27 protein-coding genes and 1 tRNA gene are annotated in these 23,342 nt (G+C 58.7%); 7 read left to right on the forward strand and 21 right to left on the reverse strand.

Annotation, left to right across the window (positions count from 1 at the left end):
• The first annotated feature begins 72 nt into the window (after window positions 1-72).
• Window positions 73-825: an SDR family NAD(P)-dependent oxidoreductase gene (locus ACMGGG_RS13715; protein WP_414155682.1), complete on the forward strand. Its 753-nt coding sequence runs from the start codon at window positions 73-75 to the stop codon at window positions 823-825.
• A 61-nt stretch (window positions 826-886) separates the two neighbouring features.
• Complete coding sequence (locus ACMGGG_RS13720) at window positions 887-1,429, forward strand: VOC family protein (protein WP_402758611.1); 543 nt, start codon at window positions 887-889, stop codon at window positions 1,427-1,429.
• Between the two features lie 183 nt (window positions 1,430-1,612).
• Here ACMGGG_RS13720 and ACMGGG_RS13725 read toward each other — a convergent pair whose 3' ends face one another.
• From ACMGGG_RS13725 to ACMGGG_RS13740, 4 genes are all read right to left on the reverse strand, one after another.
• The gene (locus ACMGGG_RS13725; protein ID WP_414155683.1) at window positions 1,613-1,963 is read right to left on the reverse strand and encodes a hypothetical protein; all 351 of its coding nucleotides are present in this window, start codon (window positions 1,961-1,963) and stop codon (window positions 1,613-1,615) included.
• Between the two features lie 825 nt (window positions 1,964-2,788).
• Complete coding sequence (locus ACMGGG_RS13730; RefSeq protein ID WP_414155684.1) at window positions 2,789-3,697, reverse strand: NAD synthetase; 909 nt, start codon at window positions 3,695-3,697, stop codon at window positions 2,789-2,791.
• A 214-nt stretch (window positions 3,698-3,911) separates the two neighbouring features.
• Complete coding sequence (locus tag ACMGGG_RS13735; RefSeq protein ID WP_414155685.1) at window positions 3,912-4,232, reverse strand: DUF3077 domain-containing protein; 321 nt, start codon at window positions 4,230-4,232, stop codon at window positions 3,912-3,914.
• Window positions 4,233-4,375: 143 nt separating this feature from the next.
• Window positions 4,376-4,612 (reverse strand): hypothetical protein, encoded by a 237-nt coding sequence (locus tag ACMGGG_RS13740; protein ID WP_414155686.1) that lies wholly within the window; start codon window positions 4,610-4,612, stop codon window positions 4,376-4,378.
• A 463-nt stretch (window positions 4,613-5,075) separates the two neighbouring features.
• Between ACMGGG_RS13740 and ACMGGG_RS13745 the strand changes: the two genes are divergently transcribed.
• Both ACMGGG_RS13745 and ACMGGG_RS13750 read left to right on the forward strand, forming a co-directional pair.
• Window positions 5,076-6,032, forward strand: coding sequence for a DNA cytosine methyltransferase (locus tag ACMGGG_RS13745; protein WP_414155687.1), 957 nt, complete (start codon window positions 5,076-5,078; stop codon window positions 6,030-6,032).
• A complete protein-coding gene (locus tag ACMGGG_RS13750; RefSeq protein ID WP_414160002.1) occupies window positions 6,032-6,895 on the forward strand; it encodes an NgoMIV family type II restriction endonuclease in 864 nt (287 codons plus the stop codon). The genes ACMGGG_RS13745 and ACMGGG_RS13750 overlap by 1 nt, the downstream gene beginning before the upstream one ends.
• Before the next feature lie 18 nt (window positions 6,896-6,913).
• On the opposite strand, the gene ACMGGG_RS13755 is transcribed toward ACMGGG_RS13750, so the two are convergent.
• From ACMGGG_RS13755 to thrS, 10 genes are all read right to left on the reverse strand, one after another.
• A complete protein-coding gene (locus ACMGGG_RS13755) occupies window positions 6,914-7,720 on the reverse strand; it encodes a NaeI family type II restriction endonuclease (protein WP_414155689.1) in 807 nt (268 codons plus the stop codon).
• 188 nt (window positions 7,721-7,908) lie between these two features.
• A tRNA-Pro gene (locus ACMGGG_RS13760) sits at window positions 7,909-7,985 on the reverse strand.
• Window positions 7,986-8,095: 110 nt separating this feature from the next.
• On the reverse strand, window positions 8,096-8,452 hold the full coding sequence (locus ACMGGG_RS13765) for a MerR family transcriptional regulator (RefSeq protein ID WP_054892048.1): 357 nt from the start codon (window positions 8,450-8,452) through the stop codon (window positions 8,096-8,098).
• Window positions 8,433-8,735, reverse strand: coding sequence for an integration host factor subunit alpha (gene ihfA / locus ACMGGG_RS13770; protein WP_003250679.1), 303 nt, complete (start codon window positions 8,733-8,735; stop codon window positions 8,433-8,435). Before ihfA ends, ACMGGG_RS13765 begins: the two co-directional genes overlap by 20 nt.
• A gap of 4 nt (window positions 8,736-8,739) precedes the next feature.
• Complete coding sequence (pheT, locus tag ACMGGG_RS13775; RefSeq protein WP_414155690.1) at window positions 8,740-11,121, reverse strand: phenylalanine--tRNA ligase subunit beta; 2,382 nt, start codon at window positions 11,119-11,121, stop codon at window positions 8,740-8,742.
• A gap of 33 nt (window positions 11,122-11,154) precedes the next feature.
• Entirely contained in the window at window positions 11,155-12,171 is a 1,017-nt protein-coding gene (pheS, locus tag ACMGGG_RS13780; RefSeq protein WP_054892050.1) for a phenylalanine--tRNA ligase subunit alpha, read from the reverse strand.
• Between the two features lie 110 nt (window positions 12,172-12,281).
• Window positions 12,282-12,638 (reverse strand): 50S ribosomal protein L20, encoded by a 357-nt coding sequence (rplT, locus tag ACMGGG_RS13785; protein ID WP_003250671.1) that lies wholly within the window; start codon window positions 12,636-12,638, stop codon window positions 12,282-12,284.
• Between the two features lie 28 nt (window positions 12,639-12,666).
• The gene (gene rpmI, locus ACMGGG_RS13790) at window positions 12,667-12,861 is read right to left on the reverse strand and encodes a 50S ribosomal protein L35 (RefSeq protein WP_003250667.1); all 195 of its coding nucleotides are present in this window, start codon (window positions 12,859-12,861) and stop codon (window positions 12,667-12,669) included.
• Between the two features lie 61 nt (window positions 12,862-12,922).
• Entirely contained in the window at window positions 12,923-13,474 is a 552-nt protein-coding gene (gene infC, locus ACMGGG_RS13795; RefSeq protein WP_172964767.1) for a translation initiation factor IF-3, read from the reverse strand.
• On the reverse strand, window positions 13,474-15,396 hold the full coding sequence (gene thrS / locus ACMGGG_RS13800; RefSeq protein ID WP_414155691.1) for a threonine--tRNA ligase: 1,923 nt from the start codon (window positions 15,394-15,396) through the stop codon (window positions 13,474-13,476). The genes infC and thrS overlap by 1 nt, the downstream gene beginning before the upstream one ends.
• 330 nt (window positions 15,397-15,726) lie before the next feature.
• On the opposite strand from thrS, the gene ACMGGG_RS13805 reads away from it, so the two are divergent.
• Window positions 15,727-16,029, forward strand: a complete 303-nt coding sequence (locus ACMGGG_RS13805; RefSeq protein ID WP_054892052.1) for a hypothetical protein — start codon at window positions 15,727-15,729, stop codon at window positions 16,027-16,029.
• 163 nt (window positions 16,030-16,192) lie between these two features.
• On the forward strand, window positions 16,193-16,405 hold the full coding sequence (locus tag ACMGGG_RS13810; RefSeq protein WP_012313861.1) for a cold-shock protein: 213 nt from the start codon (window positions 16,193-16,195) through the stop codon (window positions 16,403-16,405).
• A gap of 89 nt (window positions 16,406-16,494) precedes the next feature.
• On the opposite strand, the gene ACMGGG_RS13815 is transcribed toward ACMGGG_RS13810, so the two are convergent.
• The gene (locus tag ACMGGG_RS13815) at window positions 16,495-16,818 is read right to left on the reverse strand and encodes an I78 family peptidase inhibitor (protein ID WP_054892053.1); all 324 of its coding nucleotides are present in this window, start codon (window positions 16,816-16,818) and stop codon (window positions 16,495-16,497) included.
• 290 nt (window positions 16,819-17,108) lie between these two features.
• On the opposite strand from ACMGGG_RS13815, the gene ACMGGG_RS13820 reads away from it, so the two are divergent.
• The gene (locus tag ACMGGG_RS13820) at window positions 17,109-17,321 is read left to right on the forward strand and encodes a hypothetical protein (protein ID WP_414155692.1); all 213 of its coding nucleotides are present in this window, start codon (window positions 17,109-17,111) and stop codon (window positions 17,319-17,321) included.
• Here the strand turns inward: ACMGGG_RS13820 and ACMGGG_RS13825 are convergent.
• The 6 genes from ACMGGG_RS13825 to ACMGGG_RS13850 form a co-directional block, all read right to left on the reverse strand.
• A complete protein-coding gene (locus tag ACMGGG_RS13825) occupies window positions 17,293-18,258 on the reverse strand; it encodes a nucleoside hydrolase (RefSeq protein ID WP_414155810.1) in 966 nt (321 codons plus the stop codon). The two genes, ACMGGG_RS13820 and ACMGGG_RS13825, sit on opposite strands and share 29 nt — an antisense overlap.
• Window positions 18,259-18,382: 124 nt before the next feature.
• Window positions 18,383-18,787 (reverse strand): D-ribose pyranase, encoded by a 405-nt coding sequence (rbsD, locus tag ACMGGG_RS13830; protein ID WP_414155693.1) that lies wholly within the window; start codon window positions 18,785-18,787, stop codon window positions 18,383-18,385.
• Entirely contained in the window at window positions 18,784-19,692 is a 909-nt protein-coding gene (rbsK, locus tag ACMGGG_RS13835; RefSeq protein ID WP_414155694.1) for a ribokinase, read from the reverse strand. Before rbsK ends, rbsD begins: the two co-directional genes overlap by 4 nt.
• A 9-nt stretch (window positions 19,693-19,701) precedes the next feature.
• Window positions 19,702-20,724: a LacI family DNA-binding transcriptional regulator gene (locus ACMGGG_RS13840; protein ID WP_063545313.1), complete on the reverse strand. Its 1,023-nt coding sequence runs from the start codon at window positions 20,722-20,724 to the stop codon at window positions 19,702-19,704.
• Window positions 20,725-20,727: 3 nt separating this feature from the next.
• Entirely contained in the window at window positions 20,728-21,723 is a 996-nt protein-coding gene (locus ACMGGG_RS13845; protein ID WP_112898571.1) for an ABC transporter permease, read from the reverse strand.
• On the reverse strand, window positions 21,720-23,273 hold the full coding sequence (locus tag ACMGGG_RS13850) for a sugar ABC transporter ATP-binding protein (protein ID WP_414155811.1): 1,554 nt from the start codon (window positions 23,271-23,273) through the stop codon (window positions 21,720-21,722). The genes ACMGGG_RS13845 and ACMGGG_RS13850 overlap by 4 nt, the downstream gene beginning before the upstream one ends.
• Between the last annotated feature and the right edge of the window lie 69 nt (window positions 23,274-23,342).

Genomic DNA, 23,342 nt, shown 5'->3' on the forward strand with positions numbered 1-23,342 from the left:
CTATTTTGAATTCTTCGGCTCGTCGATAAGCTTCTCCCATCGCAGCAAACAACCTACTCGGAGAAGCACAACATGAACGGCAAACTCGAAGGCAAAATCGCAATCGTCACCGGCGGCACCAGCGGCATCGGCCTGGCCACTGCCAAGCTCTTCGCCAGCGAAGGCGCTACCCTCTACATCACCGGCCGCCGCCAGGCCGAACTAGACGCCGCCGTCGCACATATTGGCAACGCCACCGGCGTGCAGGTGGATTCCTCGAACCTGGAGCAACTGGAGGCGTTTTACCAACGGGTGGAGGCTGAACAAGGCCGCATCGACGTACTGTTCGCCAACGCCGGCGGTGGCTCGATGTTGCCACTAGGCGAGATCACCGAGGCGCAGTACCACGACACGTTTGATCGCAACGTCAAAGGTACGCTGTTCACCGTGCAACAGGCGTTGCCACTGCTAGCCCCCCAAGCCTCGGTGATCCTTACCGGCTCCACCGCCGCCAGCAGCGGCACCGCAGCGTTCAGTGTGTACGCCGCCTCCAAGGCAGCTGTACGGGCTTTCGCCCGTAACTGGATTCTGGACCTCAAAGACCGCAATGTGCGGGTCAACACGATCAGCCCCGGCGCCACCCGTACCCCAGGCCTGGTCGACCTCGCCGGCCCCGACGCCGCGCAACAGCAAGGCCTGCTCGATTACCTGGCCTCGCAGATTCCCCTTGGCCGCGTCGGGGAGCCGGAAGAAATCGCCAAGGCCGCGCTGTTCCTGGCGTCCAGTGATGCAAGCTTCGTCAATGGCGCCGAGTTGTTCGTCGACGGCGGCCAAGCCCAGATCTGATACCCAGCAGAGCAGTCCTTTGGGCTGCTCGCCTCCCTGATCAATCGAGCAAACACTCACCATGAAAACCGTAAAGACCGCCTTGATTGCACTATCCGTAGCCCTCGCCTCGCAGGCCCATGCTGGCGTTACCAGCACCCCGCTCCACAACACGCTTCAGGTGTCGCTAATCGATCACGTCGGCATGAACGTACCGGATATCGACGCGGCCGTTGGCTTCTTTTCCGACCTGACCGGTGCCAAAGTCATCTCGGACATCAAGCCGGGCAACGTCCCTCCAGCCTGGAAAACACAGTTCCGCTGGCATCAATCCAGTGAGTTGCAACGCTTCGTAATGCTGGAATTGACTGGCGGGGCCAAGATCGAGCTATTCCAGTATCGTGGCACCCAAATCAGTCATGCCCATCCGCACGGGGATGACATCGGCGCAAGCCACTTCGCACTCAAAACCGCGGACATGACACGCAGCTTGTCGATCATCAAAGACAAGGGCCTGACGATCCTGAATGAGCCGATCACCAATGCTGATGGTGTGCAGTGGATGTACTTCTTGACGCCGTGGGGATCCCAGGTGGAGTTAGTTTCGAGCGCTACCGAGCTTTAGGGTCTGTATGAGAAGTCTTGAGACGAAGGTTAGGCATAAGCAGACAGGCTTGCTGCATCGGATCGAAAAGTTCTCCTGTCGCGCGCTGGCACACCAGATCTGCCCTACACCCATGCCGCCTGCGTTTTTGCAGCGATAGGGACTGCAATCAGATTCTGCTGCAGGGAGTTGGTGCGCCCAGTGTCAGCATTCGATGCCGACGATCCATTGGGTCTTGGCCGCATTGCTGCGGTCCAGATCAGGACGCCGCGCGGCAGGCTGGGTACAGCCGCGCGGTACGATATACGGCTGGGCGACCGCAGCCGCTTCGGCGAGCTCCATCGGCTTGCCATCGTCACGCTCGACGGTGATGAAAAACGGCTGGTAGAACGGAATGATGTAGGCATCGAGGGTATAGCGCGCACCATTGGCCTCAAGGTTGGCGTGGTACTCATCGAAACGGGTCAGGCGACTGGTGTCGAGCTTGTCCTGCACAGCGCAACCAACCATGAAAAGCCCGAGCAAGGCGCCGGTGCACAGTGAAATCGTGTTCATTACAACTCCTTTTGAGATTTGCCCGGATGGACGCGCCGGGACATTAAAGGCGTGCGTGGTGGTCGTCAAGCGAGCGGCACTACTTGAGCGGCGGCATGATGCGGATCACGGTCACCGCGCTAAAAAAGGAATGTGTGGCTGGCGACTTAGGTGCTTGTGGGCTATCGGAATCGAGCGTAGCAGGAGCGGTAACTAGCTACGACGCGGATGCGTTATGGAGGCACAGATAGCTCGTCATCGAAGGAAGATCATTTTCCCCTACCTGCACAAGGCTGAAAGAAAATTGCCTGAATAGTCGAATCTAACGAAATACCACTACCCCTCAAGCCCTCAAGCCCTCAAGCTACCGGCGCTCGCTATTTCGTATGCGCCGCGACTCTCGCTTCGCCGATATAGAATGCACACGAGTCTCGTGTGCACGATGAATTCGAAAAACCACCATTTTCCGACAAAAACCTTGAAACCGATAAGTGTTAATTAGGTAAAGGGACATAAGAACAGGAAAGGAGGCAATCAGATCCGGAAGCCTATGCTGACTGGTCATCAAGGTTAAACAAGCGATCGCTAAACAAATCATTAGGCCACCGACCAAATAACGAAGCGTGGAAATACGTCCATAACAGAGGCCCACAATGAACCCTCCCAATAGTCCTGAAGCCACCATAATCGCAGCCACGACAGCCCCAATATCTACTGTAGCCACACGAGATATCAGCACCTCAAGCTGGACCACTGCCGTCGCATATGCCATCTCCGCAAAGACAGCCGCACACAAGAAGCAGGGCAAGTACCGTCGTGGATAAGTCAATCGCCATTGTGGAAACATTAGTCCTCACCCACCTGGATTACACTGACCGCGAGCGCCCGAACCGACCCGCTCCCTGCTATGCCCAAAACACCGCCCAACGTTTCAAGCAACATGGCTTTAGTGGCTTGATTGAGCTCACGAGGTGTATACCGCTTTCGGACTTGCCCGTTCCTTTGTTTAAGCTTTAGCTGCTTGGCTGATAACGATGGATGCCGAAGCTTAAGAATCTCAATAGTCAACGAGCGTCGCTGCTGCCTGCTGAGCGGGCTAAGCAACCGATGCCATGACGCCCCCGTAGCGGCCTTTCTGACCAAAATGGTCTTGATCGTATTAAATGACGAACCCACAACGGATAGCAACGACACAACATCCAGCAACTGCCCGAGCAGCGTAAACCAAAGCTGATCATCAAGAGCGTCATTCTTCGACGGTTCCGTCATCTCCCAATAGGTCCGCGCCACACCGAAACCACACTGCCCTAAGCTGGCCATAACTCCAGCGGCCCCAATGGACGCAAGAAACATTGACGTTCCGCCAGAGAAGGGGGTGAGGGAACCACCCAAAATGAACACCAAACCACTGATGATCACAGTTGAACACGCCAACCCCATGTTCAGAGCTTCGGTCAATACTTCCGATGGCCTACCGCTCTCGTAAGTTCGTTCGACGTAGGCTTCAGCGGTGATGACAGCAGTCTGCTCTTGAAGCACGATCTTTAAGGGAGACGTCCTACAGAGTGGAAGAAACTCACGTAGCGTTAGAATATTGTAGTCAACATCGATATACACTACAGCCGCACCCACAATCACCGGGTCACGATCAATTGCGGCGTACAATTTCTGAAGATCGACAAGCCTTTCAATGCGTTGCCGTAAAAAGTAGCTCGAAGGGCTGGCGCCTAGCTGACTGAGATCTCGAGAGCTCATGGGACATCCTGTTCCGATTGCGAAAACGCGCTGATGCATGAAGCTCGCAACGTACGGATTCAGTGCCCGTGAGTATGTCGGACGCTTCCGAAAATTCAGTTCAGCCGTCCTAGCTCACCCTGATATTTAGCAACAAAAAGAAAAAGCCACTTTCCCTTAAGGAAAACGGCTTAGTCTTCGTATCACTCAAAGGCTCAGAGGATTGGTGTCAAACTTAAACGCGAGAATCAATCTCCGCTGTCTGCTGCATCAGCCCATGGCTGACATCCTGCACCAGCGCCTTGGCCATCCCACTCAGATAATGTGCCGCACACAACAACGTGCCCGCCTCGTCGACCTCGACCATCGCCAAGTCGGTCAACTGGTCGACGCAGGACAATAACAGCGTGGACTGCTCCAGCGCATGGCTCATCGAGTGCCCCGCCACGACTCGAAACAGCGGCTTGGTGGTGTTGGCGGTACCACCAGGGCCGAAGGCACCAATGCCAACGGTTTCGATTGGTGGATTGCTTGAGGTCTCAAAATCCTTGCTCATGTAGATCTCCATGGGGGTCTGGGGCATACAGCATGCCCAGACAACAACGGTGAGGCTGGTGCGCGATGCTGCGAGCTCGCCAAGCCAAACCGCGCTTCTGATTTACGGAACACGAACGCCTTGAATCGCGAGTGTTGGCGGCTTCAGTGCTTTAACTGCACGCGGCTTAGCGCCATCTCGACCAGAGCACGAGCGCTTTCTATTTCGTGCATTGTCGCCAACGTCAGGACCTGGCCTGAGGGGTTGGTGTGGATCGGAACCGATTGCTGGGCGACGGTCAGCGCACAGACGAGGTACTCGGAAACTTGGACTAGGAGGTCTTCGAGGGTGTGGTGGGAGGCATTTGAGAGAGGTGGTGGATCGGGGACAATTTTCAACATGGTCACACTCCTTCATCGAATGGAACCGTCACGATCCTGCTGTCAAACAGAATGGTGGCAGCGGTACGTGGGTTGACAGACCGAGGATGAAGGAACCCGGCGCACACGAGGTGCCCCACGTACAGCCGCCATAAGCGCGCACGTGCAATCCTTCAATCGCAGACGACCTGTCAAAGCCGTGTCGTTACCTGAGCAGCGACGAAGCGAGACTATGGGACTGAAGACATGGCCGCAATGGTTCGTGGCCGATATCAGTTTCTTTGGGAAAAGGACTACATGCAATAGGATCTATCCTGAAAGGCGAGAACTTAGGCACATATCGACCCCTGTAGGCGCTGGGTATGAGAAAGACGCGCCGTCCCCCCTGGCGAAGAACGATTCATCGACTCGAATACCTGTTTATCCGTACACCATGATAAGATCGACACCTTATCGGCTCCACCGGAACAGAATTGGAGATGCAATGACATTCCTTACCTCAATCGAGATGTGTGCAGGAGCTGGCGGCCAAGCTCTAGGCTTAGAAATGGCGGGTTTTGAGCATGAAGTGCTGGTCGAGATTGAACCGCCTGCCTGTGCCACCCTCCGATTGAATCGACCTCAGTGGAATGTCCAAGAGGGGGATCTGCGGCAATTCAACGCACTTCCTTTTTTCGGCATTGATTTAGTCGCGGGTGGAGTACCATGCCCTCCATTTTCTCAAGCCGGTAAGCAGTTAGGCCCTGATGATGAACGCGACCTCTTCCCTGAAGCTATTAGGATTGTTGACGAGTGTCGGCCTAAAGCAATTATGCTGGAAAATGTGCGAGGCCTTCTCGATCCTAAGTTTGAAGCATATAGAGGATTCATTTCCGGCGAGCTAAAAAAACTTGGCTACCTATCGGATTGGAGACTATTGAACGCATCAGATTTTGGTGTAAGCCAGCTAAGACCTCGGGTAATATTCGTGGCAATAAGAGAAGAGATTTCAGAGAACTTCTCTTGGCCAGAACCTAATAAGATCGCGCCACTAACTGTAGGCGAGCTTCTTCATGATCTCATGAGCGAAGAAGGTTGGCGTGGAGCAGATCACTGGAAGACTATTGCTAACACTATCGCACCCACCCTCGTTGGCGGCTCAAAAAAACACGGAGGCCCTGATTTAGGTCCTACAAGAGCTAAAAAAGCCTGGGCATCTATCGGTGTATGCGGTATGGGAATTGCAAACTCAGCCCCTTCAGAATACTTCGAGGGTATGCCTCGTCTCACTACAAGAATGGCAGCAAGAGTTCAAGGATTTCCAGATCACTGGCAATTCTTTGGCAAAAAAACTGCAGCCTATCGCCAAATTGGGAATGCTTTCCCTCCACCGGTTGCTGCTGCGGTAGCTAAACAAATTCATCTTGCGCTTCAAACAAAAAAGCTTATACAGGTTGCATGATGGATACAGTTCCACTCTTCCTCACCGAAAGAAAGGATTTTCATGCATCGCTGCTCACCTCGATTTTAACGGTTAGTAGCAGTGGTGCCCCTAGCAATTCGGATAGCAATAGTAAAAGCAGTGTCAAAATAGCTGCTGGAATTGCAGAAATCCTTAAAGCCGAAACTATTACTGAACGGCTAGCAGGTCAAACCTCTGGGCAGAGATTTGAGCAGGTATGTACTAAATTCTTGGAAAGTACTTTTCCTAGACTATCCCATCTCAGGCCAGGGCAATGGGAGGTACGGCAAGCTTCTGGGCGGAAAAGACTTGAAATTGCAAAGTACTCGCAATACACACACTTAACAGAACTAGATATGGCAGCGAAGGCCAACACCAGCCTAGCCGCAGCACTTGGGAACGACTACTTGATTACGCCCGACATTACGATTAGTCGGCGACCAGAAAATGACGAGGTCATTAATTCTACAGGCCTACTAGTTGACCCTTCAATCTGCCAACTGGCTAATCTCCGACAAGTGAACCGTAGCGAACCTATACTTCACGCCAGCATATCGTGCAAATGGACTATTCGAAGCGATAGGGCACAGAACTCGAGATCTGAAGCGCTAAATTTGATCCGAAACAGAAAAGGACACTTGCCTCATATAGTAGTTGTCACAGCAGAGCCGATGCCCGCTCGACTGGCCTCTATTGCACTAGGAACAGGTGATATTGACTGCGTATACCATTTCGCCCTCTATGAATTAAAACAAGTAATAATTGAAAATTCCATGGATGATGCGCTAGAGCTTCTTAGCATTATGATTGAAGGGGGAAGACTTAAAGATATAAGCGACCTCCCCCTCGATCTTGCCATTTAATCTATTGAAGCAAACCTATTAACCCTTCATTACCAACCAATCATCCCTATCGTGCTGTGCATAACCATACTTTATGATCTGATCACGATCACTATCATACTTGGCGCAGAGCACGACATACCCTTCAGCCCCCAAAATCGCTTTCATTTGACGCGCACGCCTCATTGGATCCTTTTGCTGCGCAACCTGCTCAACTACTTTTCGCGGTATTAATTTCCCTGTAACACTCTTGAACAAAGCATGAACTCTCTGCATTCCGCTCCGCTGGCTTAAAATATTTCTTCGTATATCCTCGGGTATTTCCAAGAGAAAATTGCTTGGAATTTTTCCCTTCTCTATCCATGTGATAAGCTGCCTCCCAACAGCTGACACACTGAGTTTTCCATCTCTGTTAGCGCCAGTCGTAAGGACGTCAGGCGTCATGCGTAACAGACCAACTTCATAATTCCCACTTTTATCACTACCGGCGATCAATAAACATACTTTATTAAATGCCTCACGGGGAATCATCCACCCCCCCGACAATGAAAACTTCGTATCCACTTCAATACCATGTATAAGATTGTCGAGTTCAGCTCCTCTACCAAGTTCGAACTCAGCACGCACAATGATCTCAACCTTAGTGCCAATATACGTTTTTTCAGTTTTTTCTAACTGCTCGAGGCAATATCTTCCTGTACGCACCCCATCAATAACTTCATCAAACGCTTGTCGCAGCAACCCCCCGAAGGGAGTGCTACCTTGAAGCTTCAAGTGAAAGAATTTTCTCAAAAGTTCCAGTTCAGGATCATTTTGCTCTTGAGCAACCGAGTTATTGATCAGCATCTGCCTCTCCTGGCGTTAAGCATCCAGAAGGATTCTGCAACAAATGATGGCAAAAGGGCACAACAAAAAATCCAAAGCAATGACAAACCAGCAACACAGGTAGCGCGCAACCGCCTCATCGATCGATGATAAATTTTCAGATGCAAAAAAGCCCAGTCATCTCTGACTGGGCTTTTTCGTTTCAATAATGGTCGGGACGGAGTGATTCGAACACTCGACCCCTTGCACCCCATGCAAGTGCGCTACCGGGCTGCGCTACGCCCCGACTGGGCTTGAAGCATGTTCTCGATACCGCTGAGAACGAAAAGAAATGTACCCTAACCTTTTGATTAATGGAAGCTTTTTTTCAAAAAAATCCATTCATCGCCAATCAGGTTACTTCTTCAACACCACCAACACATCCTCCAACTCGGCAATCATCTGTCGAATCAGCTGCTTGTACTGGGTCGTGTCATCCTTGGCCTCATCACTGGACATGCGCAAGCGCGCGCCGCCGATGGTGAAGCCCTGGTCATACAGCAACGCGCGGATCTGGCGGATCATCAGCACATCTTGGCGCTGATAATACCGCCGGTTTCCGCGGCGCTTGACCGGGTTGAGCTGCGGGAACTCTTGCTCCCAGTAACGCAGCACGTGCGGTTTTACCGCACAGAGCTCACTCACCTCACCGATGGTGAAGTAGCGTTTGCCCGGAATGGGGGGCAGCTCGTCGTTATGGCTTGGTTCCAGCATAGGCCTCAACCCGGGCTTTCAGTTTCTGCCCTGGACGAAAGGTGACGACGCGCCGTGCGGTGATCGGGATCTCTTCCCCTGTCTTGGGGTTGCGGCCCGGCCGCTGGCGTTTGTCGCGAAGGTCGAAGTTGCCGAATCCGGACAACTTGACCTGCTCGTTCTCCTCAAGCGCGTGACGAATTTCTTCGAAAAACAACTCGACCAGCTCCTTGGCCTCGCGCTTGTTAAGCCCCAGCTCCTCGTACAGCCTTTCGGCCATCTCAGCTTTCGTCAGAGCACCCATGCCGTTATTTCCTTAACGTGGTGTTCAACCTTTGTTCGAGCGAGGTGAGGATATTTTGCAGGGTGGTGTTCACCTCATCGTCGTTAAGAGTGCGCGATGGATGCTGCCAGGTCAAGCCGACCGCGAGGCTTTTTCTATCAGGATCAATACCTTTACCCTGGTAGACATCAAACAGCCTGAGGTCTGTGAGCCATTCCCCTGCATTGTCACGAATTACTTCAAGCACGGCGCTCGACGCCACATCACGTCCTGCGATCAACGCCAGGTCACGACGGGTTTCAGGGAACTTCGACAGTTCGCTGAATTTCGGCAGACGACCTTCGACCACATCACCCAGTACCAGCTCGAAGACGAACACCGGACGCTCCAGGCCGAGGGTCTTGGCCAGCTCCGGGTGGATCGCGCCCAGGTAGCCCACTTCCTTGCCGTCGCGCTCGATGCGGGCGGTTTGGCCAGGGTGCAGGGCTGGGTGCTTGCCTGCGCTGAAGCTGAAGTCGGCGAGCGCGCCGGAGTAGCCCAGCAGGGCTTCGACGTCGGCCTTCATGTCGAAGAAATCGACACTGTCACGGCCATTGGCCCAGCCTTCCGGCAGGCGGCTGCCGGTGATCACGCCGGCGATCATCGGTTGCTGCTTGAGGTCGCCCAACTGGCCGACGAAGCGCAGGCCGCTTTCGAACAGGCGCACGCGGTCTTGCTGGCGGTTGAGGTTGTGCTGCAGCGCCTTGACCAGGCCCGGCCACAGCGAGGCGCGCATCGCGGCCATGTCGCTGGAGATGGGGTTGGCCAGCATCAGCGGCTCGACGCCAGGGGTGAACAGCTCGAACAGCTTGGGATCGATGAAGCTGTAGGTGATGGCTTCCTGGTAGCCGCGGGCGACCAGCAGGCGACGCAGGACCGGCAGCTCGCCGCGCGATTCCGAGCGAGCCTTGGGGGCCAAGCGGGCTTGCGGGTAGCGAACCGGCAGATTGTTGTAGCCGTACAGGCGCGCCAGCTCTTCGATCAGGTCGACTTCGAGGCTGATGTCGAAGCGGTGGCTCGGGATCTCGACAGTCCACACCCCTGCCCCATTGGCGCTGGTTTTCAGCTCCAGGGCGTTGAGCAGTTGTTCGATCTGGGCCGGGGCCATGTCCATGCCGAGCATCTGACTGACGCGTTCGGCGCGCAGGGTGACCGGAGCAACCTTGGGCAGGTGCTGCTCGCTCACGGCTTCGACGATCGGGCCGGCTTCGCCGCCGACGATCTCGAGCACCAGGGCGGTAGCGCGCTCCATGGCTTCGCGGGCCAGTTGCGAGTCGACACCGCGCTCGTAACGGTGCGAGGCATCGGTGTGCAGGCCGTAGGAACGGGCCTTGCCAGCAACGGAAACAGGCTCGAAGAAGGCGCTCTCCAGGAACAGGTCGCGGGTCTTCTCGGTGTTGACACCACTGTGCTCGCCACCCATGACGCCGGCGATGGCCAGGGCGCGGGTGTGGTCGGCGATGACCAGGGTGTCGCTACGCAGGGCAACTTCCTGACCGTCGAGCAGGACGAGCTTCTCACCCTCCTCGGCCATGCGCACGCGGATGCCGCCGTTGATTTCGGCGAGGTCGAAGGCGTGCATCGGCTGGCCGAGTTCGAGCATCACGTAGTTGGTGATGTCGACGGCAGCGTCGATGCTGCGTACGTCGCTGCGGCGCAGGCGCTCGACCATCCACAGCGGGGTCGGCTTGCTCAGGTCGACGTTGCGGATGACGCGTCCCAAGTAGCGTGGGCAGGCCGCGGGAGCGCTGACGTCCACCGGGCGTACTTCGTCGTGGGCAGGTGCGACGGCCGGGACTACCGGACGGGTAACCGGGACGTCGTACAGGGCGCTGACGTCGCGCGCCAGGCCCGCCACCGACAGGCAGTCGCCGCGGTTGGGGGTCAGGCCGATTTCGATGCTGGCGTCGTCCAGGTTGAGGTACTGGCGAATGTCTTCACCCACCGGCGCGTCGGCTGCCAGCTCCAGCAGGCCGTCGTTCTCTTCGCTGATCTGCAGCTCGGCGGCCGAGCACAGCATGCCGAAGGATTCGACACCACGCAGCTTGGCCTTCTTGATCTTGAAGTCGCCAGGCAGTTCGGCGCCGATCATGGCGAACGGGATCTTGATGCCGGGGCGCGCATTGGGGGCGCCACAGACCACCTGGAAGGTTTCCTGGCCGTTGCTGACCTGGCAGACACGCAGCTTGTCGGCGTCCGGGTGCTGCTCGGTGGCGAGGATCTCACCCACCACGATGCCGCTGAACTGGCCAGCCGCCGGGGTGACGCTGTCAACTTCCAGGCCGGCCATGGACAGGCGGGCGACCAGTTCGTCACGGGAGACTTGCGGGTTTACCCAACCGCGCAGCCACTGTTCACTGAATTTCATGCTGTTCTCCTGAAGATTGCGTCGAGGTGTGGCCTAGCGGAATTGCGCCAGGAACCGCAGGTCGTTGTCGAAGAACAGACGCAAATCGTTGACGCCATAGCGCAGCATGGCCAAGCGCTCGACACCCATGCCGAAGGCGAAGCCGGAGAATTCTTCCGGGTCGATGCCGGACATGCGCAGCACGTTCGGGTGGACCATGCCGCAGCCCATCACTTCCAGCCAGCCGGTCTGCTTGCACACGCGGCAGCCTTTGCCGGAGCACATCACGCACTCCATGTCGACTTCGGCGGACGGCTCGGTGAAGGGGAAGAACGACGGACGGAAACGCACCGCCAGCTCTTTCTCGAAGAACACCCGCAGGAACTCTTCGATGGTGCCCTTGAGGTCGGCGAAGTTGATGTCGCGGTCGACCAGCAGGCCTTCGATCTGGTGGAACATCGGCGAGTGGGTGATATCCGAGTCGCAGCGGTATACGCGGCCCGGGCAGACAATGCGGATCGGCGGCTGGGTGCTTTCCATGGTCCGCACCTGAACGGGCGAAGTGTGGGTGCGCAGCAGCATGTTGGCATTGAAGTAGAAGGTGTCGTGCATCGCCCGGGCCGGGTGGTGGCCGGGGATGTTGAGCGCTTCGAAGTTGTGGTAGTCGTCTTCGACCTCAGGGCCTTCGGCGATGCCGTAGCCGATGTGGGTGAAGAACTGCTCGATGCGCTCGAGGGTACGGGTGATCGGGTGCAGGCCACCGGTGGCCTGGCCGCGGCCTGGCAGGGTGACATCAATGCATTCGGCAGCCAGGCGAGCGTTCAGCTCAGCCTCTTCGAAGGCGGCCTTGCGTGCGTTGAGCACGTCAGTGACACGTTCCTTGGCGTCGTTGATCAGCGCACCGACCTTGGGGCGCTCTTCGGCTGGCAGGTTGCCCAGGGTCTTCATCACCTGGGTCAGCTCGCCCTTCTTGCCGAGAAATTGGACCCGGATCTGTTCCAGGGTATTGATGTCTTCAGCGCGCTCCACGGCCTCGAGGGCTTGGGAGACCAGCGCGTCCAGGTTTTCCATGTACAGACTCCAGATACGAAAATAGGGGAAGAGCTTTGAAGGCTCTTCCCCTATCGATGACGTTTTACACCCGCCGACACGGAGTGCCGGCGGATGATTGTCGCGGGTACTTAAGCCAGGACGGCTTTAGCTTTCTCGACAATCGCAGCAAACGCCGCTTTTTCGTTCACTGCCAGGTCGGCCAGAACCTTGCGGTCGATTTCGATCGACGCCTTTTTCAGGCCAGCAATCAGACGGCTGTAGGACAGGCCGTTGGTGCGGGCACCGGCGTTGATACGAGCGATCCACAGAGCGCGGAACTGACGCTTCTTCTGGCGACGGTCGCGGTAGGCGTATTGGCCTGCCTTGATGACCGCTTGCTTGGCGACGCGGAATACGCGCGAGCGTGCACCGTAGTAGCCTTTAGCCAGTTTCAGAATTTTCTTGTGACGCTTACGAGCGATGACGCCACGCTTTACACGAGCCATGAGTAACTTCCTCTATCTTTGACCGAAATTAACGTACGCGCAGCATGCGCTCGACTTTTGCCACGTCAGACGGGTGCAGCAAGCTGGCACCGCGCAGTTGACGCTTACGCTTGGTCGACATTTTGGTCAGGATGTGGCTCTTGAAAGCGTGCTTGTGCTTGAAGCCGGAAGCTGTTTTCAGGAAACGCTTCGCAGCACCGCTCTTGGTTTTCATTTTTGGCATGTTGGAACTCCGCATTCGATAAAATTACACAATAATCATCAGGCCTGCCGTGCCCGGGAGATTACTTCTTCTTTTTGGGAGCGATGACCATCATAAGCTGGCGTCCTTCCATCTTAGGATGCTGTTCGACGGTCCCGTATTCGACGAGGTCGGTTTCGACCCGCTTCAACAGTTCCATACCCAGCTCCTGGTGGGCCATCTCACGGCCGCGGAATCTCAGAGAGATCTTGGCCTTGTCCCCATCGGTAAGGAAACGTACCAGGTTGCGTAGTTTTACCTGGTAATCCCCTTCTTCCGTCCCTGGACGAAACTTGATTTCTTTAATCTGGATCTGCTTCTGGTTCTTCTTCGCTTCGTTGGCCTGCTTCTTCTTCTCGAAGAGGTGCTTGCCGTAGTCCATCACCTTGCAAACAGGTGGGACAGCGTCAGCGGAGATTTCCACCAGATCCAGCTTCGCTTCATCAGCGATACGAAGCGCTTCATCAATCGAGACGATGCCAATCTGCTCGCCATCAGCGCCAATTAACCGAACCTCGCGTGCCGAGATATTCTCGTTGATCGGTGCCTTAGGTGCAGTTCGTTTATCGTTTCTCATTTCACGCTTAATAGTCATTACTCCGATTCTTGGCGACCACGCCGGGAAACCGCATGCGACAGGAGCTCAGCGAATTGCGCGACGGGCATGGAGCCCAGGTCTGCGCCTTCGCGAGTACGCACAGCGACGGTTTGCGTTTCGACTTCGCGGTCCCCTATAACCAAAAGGTACGGGACCCTCAGCAACGTATGCTCGCGGATTTTAAAGCCGATCTTCTCATTTCTCAAGTCGGACTTGGCACGGAAACCGCTTCCGTTCAACGTTTTTTCCACCTCGAGGGCGAAATCGGCCTGTTTGTCGGTGATATTCATGATCACCGCCTGGGTCGGCGCCAACCACGCAGGGAACACACCGGCGTAGTGCTCGATCAGCATACCGATGAAACGCTCGAACGAGCCGAGGATGGCGCGGTGCAGCATCACAGGACGCTTACGGGCGTTATCTTCGGCGATATAGCTGGCATCCAGACGCTCCGGAAGATTCGGATCGTACTGCAGGGTGCCGCACTGCCAGTTACGGCCGAGGCAGTCGCGCAGGGTGAACTCGATCTTCGGACCATAGAACGCGCCCTCGCCCGGCTGGTATTCCCAAGCCAGACCGGATTCGTTCAAGGCGTCGGCCAGCGCACCTTCAGCACGGTCCCACAGCTCTTCGGAACCGACACGCTTGGCCGGACGGGTGGATAGCTTCATGGCGACGTCGGTGAAACCGAAGTCCTTGTATACGCCCAGCGTCAGCTTGATGAAGTCGGCCGCTTCCTTCTTCACCTGCTCTTCGGTGCAGAAGATGTGGGCGTCGTCCTGCACGAAGCCGCGCACGCGCATGATGCCGTGCAAGGCGCCGGACGGCTCGTTACGGTGGCAGGCACCGAATTCGGCCAGGCGCAGCGGCAGGTCGCGGTACGACTTCAGGCCTTGGTTGAACACCTGCACGTGGCAAGGGCAGTTCATCGGTTTTACCGCGTAGTCGCGGTTTTCCGACGAAGTGGTGAACATGTTCTCGGCATAGTTGGACCAGTGGCCGGAGCGCTCCCAGAGGATGCGGTCGACGACCTGCGGGGTCTTGATTTCCTGGTAGCCGTTCTCGCGCTGGACCTGGCGCATGTACTGCTCGAGTACCTGGTACACGGTCCAGCCGTTGGCGTGCCAGAACACCATGCCTGGGGCTTCTTCCTGCAGGTGGAAGAGGTCGAGCTGCTTGCCGATCTTGCGGTGGTCGCGCTTTTCGGCTTCTTCGATGCGCTGGATATAGGCCGCCAGCTGCTTCTTGTCAGCCCAGGCGGTACCGTACACGCGCTGCAGCTGCTCGTTCTTGGCGTCGCCGCGCCAGTAGGCGCCGGACAGCTTGGTCAGCTTGAACGCCTTGAGGAAACGGGTGTTCGGCACGTGCGGGCCACGGCACATGTCGACGTATTCTTCGTGATAGTACAGGCCCATGGCCTGCTCGTCCGGCATGTCTTCAACCAGACGCAGCTTATAGTCTTCGCCACGGGTGCTGAACACATCGATGACTTCGGCACGCGGGGTCATCTTCTTGACGACGTCGTAGTCCTTGTCGATCAGCTGGTGCATGCGCTGTTCGATCGCAGCGAGGTCCTCGGGGGTGAAAGGACGCTCGTAGGCGATGTCGTAATAGAAGCCTTCGTCGATCACCGGGCCGATCACCATCTTGGCGGTCGGGTACAGCTGCTTCACCGCGTGGCCGATCAGGTGGGCGCACGAGTGACGGATGATCTCCAGTCCCTCTTCATCTTTGGGGGTGATGATCTGCAGGGTGGCGTCGTGTTCGATCAGGTCGCAGGCATCGACCAGTTTGCCGTCGACCTTGCCGGCCAAGGTGGCCTTGGCGAGGCCTGCACCAATGGATGCGGCAACTTCAGCTACGGTTACGGCCTTGTCGAACGAACGTTGACTGCCATCGGGAAGAGTAATGGTGGGCATGGCGCCTCCTCTCCTAGTGGTGACCCCTACCAAAGGTCACGTGGGTTGGGATGAGCCAGTACAAGATCCGACCTGCCTTTCCCGGAGGAAAGCCTGCCTCACAGCGGCAGAAGCCTTTCGGCCTGTCAGGGGCGAACCAGAGTGACTGGAAAGAAAACTTGCGCGCTGGACGTGAACAGCTGCAAGCCGACCATGCTAGCACGCGGCCTGCGCGTGACGCAGAAATATTTGGAATTTACGCCGGAGCGGTGAACTTGTACGGAAAAATTCCTATCAGACCCTCTGAAGCATCCTACTCTTGATGAGACCTAACCCAAGGAGTGTCTGGTTATGCGAGTTCAGTCTCTTCTGGCCGCGTGTGCCGCGAGCGTCCTGCTGCTGCCACTGGCCGCCACCGCAGGTAACTTCCCCGCCGGCAAGGAGGCAGCCTACATGACCCAGTGCCAGCAAGTCGCGACCGGCCAGGGCGTGGACGCGGCAACGGCGAAGAAGCACTGCGATTGCGGCGCCCAAGCCATCAAAAAGAATTTCACCGATAAGGAGATCCAGGACCTCGACAGCACGGACGGCGTCGACGCCAAGTTGATGGCGAAAGCCCAGAGCGTGGTACAGGCCGCCTGCAAGCCAAAATGATGACCCGCCGAGCCGCACCGATCGCGCATTGTTTGCGCCAGATCAGTATCCGGCTAAGGTAAACAGCGCTACATAAGCAGAATTAGACTATGATGTTGCCGGTGCTCCGTAGCCTCGGCCGCATTGCACCACTGAAAAACTAAATGTTCTGGAGATTCACCTCATGTCCAATCGCCAACAAGGCACCGTCAAATGGTTCAATGATGAGAAAGGCTACGGCTTCATCACCCCAGCAGGCGGCGGCGACGACCTGTTCGTACACTTCAAGGCCATCGAATCCGACGGCTTCAAGAGCCTGAAAGAAGGCCAGACTGTTTCCTTCGTTGCCGAAAAAGGCCAGAAGGGCATGCAGGCTGCTCAGGTTCGTCCGGAGTAATTCGGATACCGCAGTAAAAAAACCCGCCTTCACCGGCGGGTTTTTTCATGGGTTCGGGTCTATCCGGACAAACCATCTCCCTCGGGCGATCAGCCGCAGTTGGCGCGGATGACCTTGCCCTGCTCGTCGACGTTCAGGTTCAAACGATCGGAACGGTATTCCAGGGTGACGACATCATGGGGCTTGAGGATGCGAGCGGTCTGCGCGCCAGTTGCCTTGCGGGCCTGCTCGAGCAGCTCGGGCGTGCCCTGCTTGCCGACAGCGAAATCGGCACCACCGGCGCTGCAACGGCCATCGCCACCAGCAGGGGTCGCCGGCGCGGCGCTGCCGCCATCAGACGAACCACCGGTGCTGCAACCAGCCAGAACGGCAGCCATCAGCAAGGTCGCCAGGGAAGCGCGGGTACGAAACATGAATCCTCCTAATCGATCTCGGGAACTGTCATATGCGACCGCTCCGCTCACAGTTTGTTGCAAAACCGCTCAAGTCTGCCTGATCTCGCCCGATCAGGCCAAAAGCAATCGTGACCGGATTTTGCACCGTGGCGATTGGTTAGGGCGGGCGGCCTGCTTATGCTTAAGTCGCAGCGCAACGGCGGCAAAGGCATGATTTACTTGGCAGACGTGGAGTGCGTCTCGCCTCCCCCGCGAACGCCAGGAGCCGGTGTTCGACCCCAGGCACCAGGCACAGTCGCGAGTACCCCATGAACACCCACAGCATAGACGCCGACATCAAGGTCAAATGGGCCGAGGGCCAGAGCGCCTACAGCCCGGGCACTCCGGAAGAATTACTGCTGATCGCCATCGACCTGCTGGTCCGTGATCGGGGCAGTGAAGCAGCGCGCAGCTTCATCGAACAAGTGTTCGAGCGCTACGCGCCGCACGCCGCTATTGCAATCGAGCCAGGCGAGCGCTGAGCAGGTCGAAGAAGCCCTGGGCGTCGCCGTTCTCGACCCACATCACGTTGGCCGGCTGCTTGAGCACGCCATACCAGTCGGCGACAGTCTGGGCGAAGGTCGGGCCTTCGCGGCTGTCGACCGTCATGTGGATCTGCTTGCCACTGAACAGCTCTGGCTTGAGCAGGTAGGCGATGACCGTGGCGTCGTGCACCGGGCCACCGCTCATGCCGTACTTGTCCATGTCGTACTTGATGTAGGCGTTGAGAATGTCCACCACCTTCTTGCTGGCGTCGTTGCCGACAGCGGCGAGCTGCTTGAGGCGAGCGTCGCTGGTGATGATCTTGTGGGTCACGTCCAGCGGCAGGTAAGTCAGCTTGACGCCACTGGCCAACACCACTTCGGCAGCATGCGGATCGGCGTAGAGGTTGAACTCGGCCACCGGGGTGATGTTGCCGCCATTGAAGTGGGCGCCGCCCATGATCACCACTTCCTTGATGCCCTTGACGATTTCCGGCTTCTGGATCAGCGCCAGAGCGAGGTTGGTCTGCGGGCCGAGCATGGCGATGGTGATGCTGTGGGGCTCGGCGGTATCGAGGGTGTCAACCAGGTACTGTACGGCATTGCCTTTGGCCAGAGGCTGCTTGGGCTCATGCACCGCGATACCCGTCAAGCCTTCCTCGCCATGGACATCGGCGGCGTAGATCGGCGTGCGCACCAGGGGGCGCCCTGCCCCGGCGTAGACCGGAATGTCTTCACGGCCGGCCCATTCGCGCGCCAGGCGTGCGTTGCGGGAGGTCTTGTCGAGACGCACATTGCCGGCGACGGTGGTGATGGCGCGGATCTTCAGCTCCTCGGGCGAGGCCATGGCCAGAAACAAGGCCACGACATCGTCCGCGCCAGGGTCAGTGTCGATGATCAGGTCCCGCGGGGCGGCGAATGCACTGGCGGCGGCCATCGTCGACATGAGCACGACTCCTTGTAGCAAACGTTTGGCTTTGTTGATCAACATCCCGCTTCACTCCTTTGCTTTTGTTGTTTGGTCTGTTTCGGGTGGGCGGGCCGATAAAGGCGCCCTCTACCTAGAACGTGACGCCCGCGATCAATGCGATATTGCTGTAGGGCTTGCACTCCCCGGTGCGGATCACCGCCCGCGCCTGCTGGCTCAAGGCCTTGAACGCCTCGTGAGACATGCGCTCACGCTCACCGAGCAAGCCCAGCGCATGCTGCTCCTCGACCTCCACCAGCCCGGGCGGTGCGGCGCTGAAAATCTCGTCGGCCAACACGTGCCGCTCCACCTGCATCTCGCTGAGCACCACGCGCAGCACGCTGGCAAAGTCCGGAATGCCCGGCGTCAATGCCAGGTCGATCAACTCCACCCCTGGCGGCACCGGCAGGCCGGCGTCGCCGATCACCAGAATGTCGCCATGCCCCAAGCCGGCAATGATGCGCGACAGGGCGATATTGAGCAGCGCGGTCTTCTTCATGGCGCCAACTCCTTGAGGAAGGGGATGGATGGCTGCGCCCCTGCACGGGTGACCGAGATGGCTGCAGCACGCTGCCCCTGCACGATCGCCTCGCCCTCCTCCAGCCCACAGGCAAGCCCCGCCGCGAAGCCACCGACGAAGGTGTCGCCTGCCGCCGTGGTGTCCAGCGGCTTGACCTTGGTCGCCGGGAAATGACGGCTGCCATGCTCGCTGACGAACAATGCACCTTCAGCGCCCAGGGTGACGATCACCTTGCCCGCGCCCCATTCGCGCAGGCGTTCGGCGGCACAGCGAGCACTGTCGATATCGTTCACCGGCAGGCCGGTCAAGGCCTCGGCCTCGCTCTCGTTGGGGATGAGATAGTCGATATGGGCGAACCACGCTCTGGGCAGCGGACCCGTCGCGGGGGCCGGGTTGAGAATGACCGTCTTGCCCAGCTCGCGACCGCGAGCCAGAGTCCACGCCACGGTGGCAGGTGGCACCTCGAGCTGGCAGATGATCACCTCGGCGTTCTGCAGCAACGCATCGAAGCGCTGCACCGACTCGGGGGTCAACAGGCCATTGCCGCCGGGGATGATGACGATGGCGTTCTGGCTGGCGGCATCCACCACGATCAACGCCACGCCACTGGACACGCCCGCGCAGACGCCCACCGCCTGGCAATCGATATTTTCGCTCTCCAGGGCCTGGCGCAACTGCTGGCCATAGGCGTCATCGCCGACATTGCCGACCATGGCCACGCTCGCCCCCAGGCGCGCGGCAGCGACGGCCTGGTTGGCACCCTTGCCGCCGGGCACGGTGAAAAAACTGTCGCCGGCGAGGGTTTCGCCGCCACGCGGCAGACGCTCGGCACGGGCCACCAGGTCCATGTTGAGGCTGCCGACCACTACGACCTTGGCATGCATGGGTCTTCCTTAGCGGTAATCATTGAACAGGTCCGGGCGCGGCCCGGTGGATTCGCGCAGCACGATACGCGGCGCGACGATACGTTGCTGCGCCGTATCGCGGCGCGGTGTAGCGATGCGCGACAGCAGCAACTGCGCAGCGCTGTCGCCCAGCTCGCGGATCGACTGGCCGACAGTGGTCAGCGGCGGATACACATAGCGGCTCAGCTCGATGTCATCGAAACCGATTACCGATAGCTGGCCAGGGACGTCGATATTGCGCTCGGCCGCAGCACGCAACACACCGAAGCCGATCATGTCGTTGCCCGCAAAGATCGCCGTCGGCGGCCTGTCTTCGAGCAGCTGCGCAGCCGCTGCGTGCCCACCAGGGCTGGTAAAGTCGCTATGCAGCACGCGATCGGCGGCCACGTCCAGCCCGGCTTCGGCCATGGCGCGACGAAAACCGGTCACACGCAGTTGGCTGACGCCAGTCTCGGCCGGACCGCCGATGCAGGCAATGTCGGTATGGCCGAGCTCAAGCAGGTGGCGCGTAGCCAGATAGGCCCCCAGCTCGTGATCGATACGCACAAGGTCGGCATCGACACCTTCGAGGGCTCGGTCGACGATGACCATTGGCGTGCGCACGGCAGCCAGGCTTTCGAGCAGATCACGGTCTTCGCCCACCGAGGCGACGATCAGGCCATCGATGCGTTTTTCCAGCAGCACCCTCAGGTAGCTGCGCTGCTTCTTCGGATCATCGTCCGAATTGCACAGGATCACGCAATAACCGTTGCGCTCGCAGCCGTCCTCGATACCGCGCGCCAGCTCGGCGAAGTACGGGTTGACGCTGCTGGGCACCAGCAAGCCGATGGTCGCGGTGCTGCGCGCCTTGAGCGAGCGGGCCACGGCGCTTGGAACATAGTCCAGTTCGGCGATGGCGGCCTCGACCTTCAACCGCACGTGCTCGCTGACCGGACGGGTCTTGTTCAATACATGGGACACAGTGGTGTAGGAAATACCCGCCAGTGCCGCGACGTCTTTGATGGTTGCCATGGGTCAGTTCCGCCGGGTCGCACGTCGGCTGCGATAGGTATCGAGGACCACGGCGATGACGATCACAGCGCCAGTGATGATGCGCTTGGTTGGCTCGGAAGCGCCGATCTGCGCCAAGCCTGCAGCCAGTACGGAAATGATCAGCACACCGAAGAACGTGCTGATGATCGAGCCTCGCCCGCCCATCAGGCTGGTGCCGCCGATCACCACGGCGGCAATCACCTGCAACTCAAGGCCCGAGCCCGCATTCGGGTCAGCGGCCTCAAGGCGGGAAATCTGGAACAACGCGGCCAGACCGGCCAGCAACCCCATCAGCGCAAACACGCCGATCTTGTACGGACGCGGATCGATGCCTGCCAGGCGCACGGCCTCTTCATTGGTGCCGATGCCGATCAGGTAACGACCGAACACGGTCCGGGTCAGCACCAGCTGGGCGAGCACGATCACCAGCAAGGCGATGATGAATGCGGGGGAGATCCCGAAGGCGATCGGGTTGGAGAACCAGGAGAATGCGTCGCCGATATAGGCGGTGCGTGAATCGGTGAACTGGTAGGCCAGGCCGCGGGCCATTTCCAGCACGCCGAGCGAGACGATGAACGACGGAATGCGCCAGGCCACGGTGACCGCACCGGTGATGCTACCGGCCAGGGCGGCGATGGCCATGCCCAGCAGCGCGGCAGGCAGCACACTCCACCCCCAGCCGAGGATGGCGACGCTGACGGTCGAGGCGGCCAGGGCAAGTACCGAACCGACCGACAGGTCGATACCACCGATGATCAGCACGAAGGTCATGCCGACGGCTAACACCATGAGGTCGGGTATCTGGTTGGCCAGGGTGCTGAAGGTGGCGTACGAGAGGAAGTGGCTGCTCAGGAACGAGAACAGCACGATCATCGCCAGCAAGGCGCCGGCCAGCCCCAAGTAGGTGCCCAGGCCGAAATAGGTGCCGCTGCGGCGGGCCGGCGTGCTGCCGGCGGATTCGAGGGAGGGGGTCTTCATACATCCATCCTGGGAGCTGCGTCATGCAGCAGTGCGTCACGTTTCTGATAACCGGCGAAGGCGGCGGCAAGGATCTGGTCCTGGCTCCAGCGATCACGGTCGAAGGTCTCGATCAGTTGGCCAGCGGAAAGCACGGCGATGCGGTCGCAGATCAGCATCAGCTCGCGCAGGTCACTGGACACCACCACCAGGGCCTTGCCCTGGCGGGCAAGCTCGGCCAGCAACCCATAGATGTCGAACTTGGCGCCGACGTCGATGCCGCGGGTGGGTTCATCGAACATCAGCACCTGGCAATCGCGCTCCAACCAGCGACCGATCACCACCTTCTGCTGATTGCCACCAGACAGCTCGCCGACCGCCTGGGCGGGGCTCGCGCTACGGATACGCATGGCGCTGATCTGCCGCTCGGCAAGCTCACGCTCGGCAGTGGCGTCGAGGATGCCGGCTCGCGATACCGCACCCAGGTTGCCCAGGGCGACATTGGCGCTGATCGAATGCGGCAGCAGCAGGCCTTCGCCTTTGCGGTCCTCGGTGATCAGCGCGATACCGGCGCGCACAGCGGCTTTGGGCGAGTCGATGACTACCGGCTGCAGCGGGCGTCCGAGCTGGATGCTGCCACTGTCGGCGCGATCGGCACCGTAGATCAGCCGCAACAGCTCGGTACGCCCGGCACCGATCAGCCCGGAGATACCGAAGATCTCCCCTGCCCTGACCTCGAACGAGACATCGCGCACCTTGTCGCCACGGGTCATGTGTTCGACCTTGAACAACGGCGCACCGATTTCGCGGCGGCCAAGGTCGATGTGCTCGCCGACTTCGCGGCCGACCATCAGGTTGACCAATTCGTTGCTGCTATAGCGAGCAATCGGCTCGGCGCACACCAGCTTGCCGTCGCGCAGCACGGCGATGCGTTGTGATACACGCTGCAGCTCTTCGAGCCGGTGCGAGATATAGACGATGGCCACGCCGCGCTGGCGCAGGCGCTCGATCTGCGTGAACAACAGCTCCACTTCGCGCGCAGTAAGCATCGCAGTAGGCTCGTCGAAGATCAGCACGTGGCAGTCGCCGATCAGGTTGCGGGCGATCTCGACCATCTGCTGATGGCCAATGCCCAGCTCGCCGACCGGGGTGTCCGGATCGATGGCGTCCAGCCCGACCTGGGCCATGGCCGCGGTGGCCAACTGGCGCAGGCGCTTCTGGCTGATCCAGCCGGCGCGGCTGGGCAGGTTGTCGAGGAACAGGTTCTCGGCAACGGTGAGGGTGGGCAGCAGGTTGAGCTCCTGCATCACCATGCGCACACCGAGGCGCTCAGCCTCGCTGCGACTCGCGGGGCTATAAGGCTGGCCGCGGTAGGTCATCTGCCCGGTGGTGGGGATTTCCAGGCCACTGATGAGCTTGGACAAGGTGCTCTTGCCGGCGCCATTCTCGCCAGTCAGGGCGAGCACCTCGCCACCGCGCAGGTCTAGAGTGACATCGCCGAGAACGGGCTGGGCGTACGTCTTGCCCAGGCCGGTGACACTGAGCACGGATTCATGGGCCGACATGGCCACCTCTCTCATGGAACGCGCTGCAACTGCTTGAACTGGCGCTGACTCTGCGGGAGCGGCGAACCACCGCTG

The sequence above is a fragment of the Pseudomonas sp. BNK-44-b genome, assembly GCF_047456245.1.
Classification (GTDB): domain Bacteria; phylum Pseudomonadota; class Gammaproteobacteria; order Pseudomonadales; family Pseudomonadaceae; genus Aquipseudomonas; species Aquipseudomonas machongensis.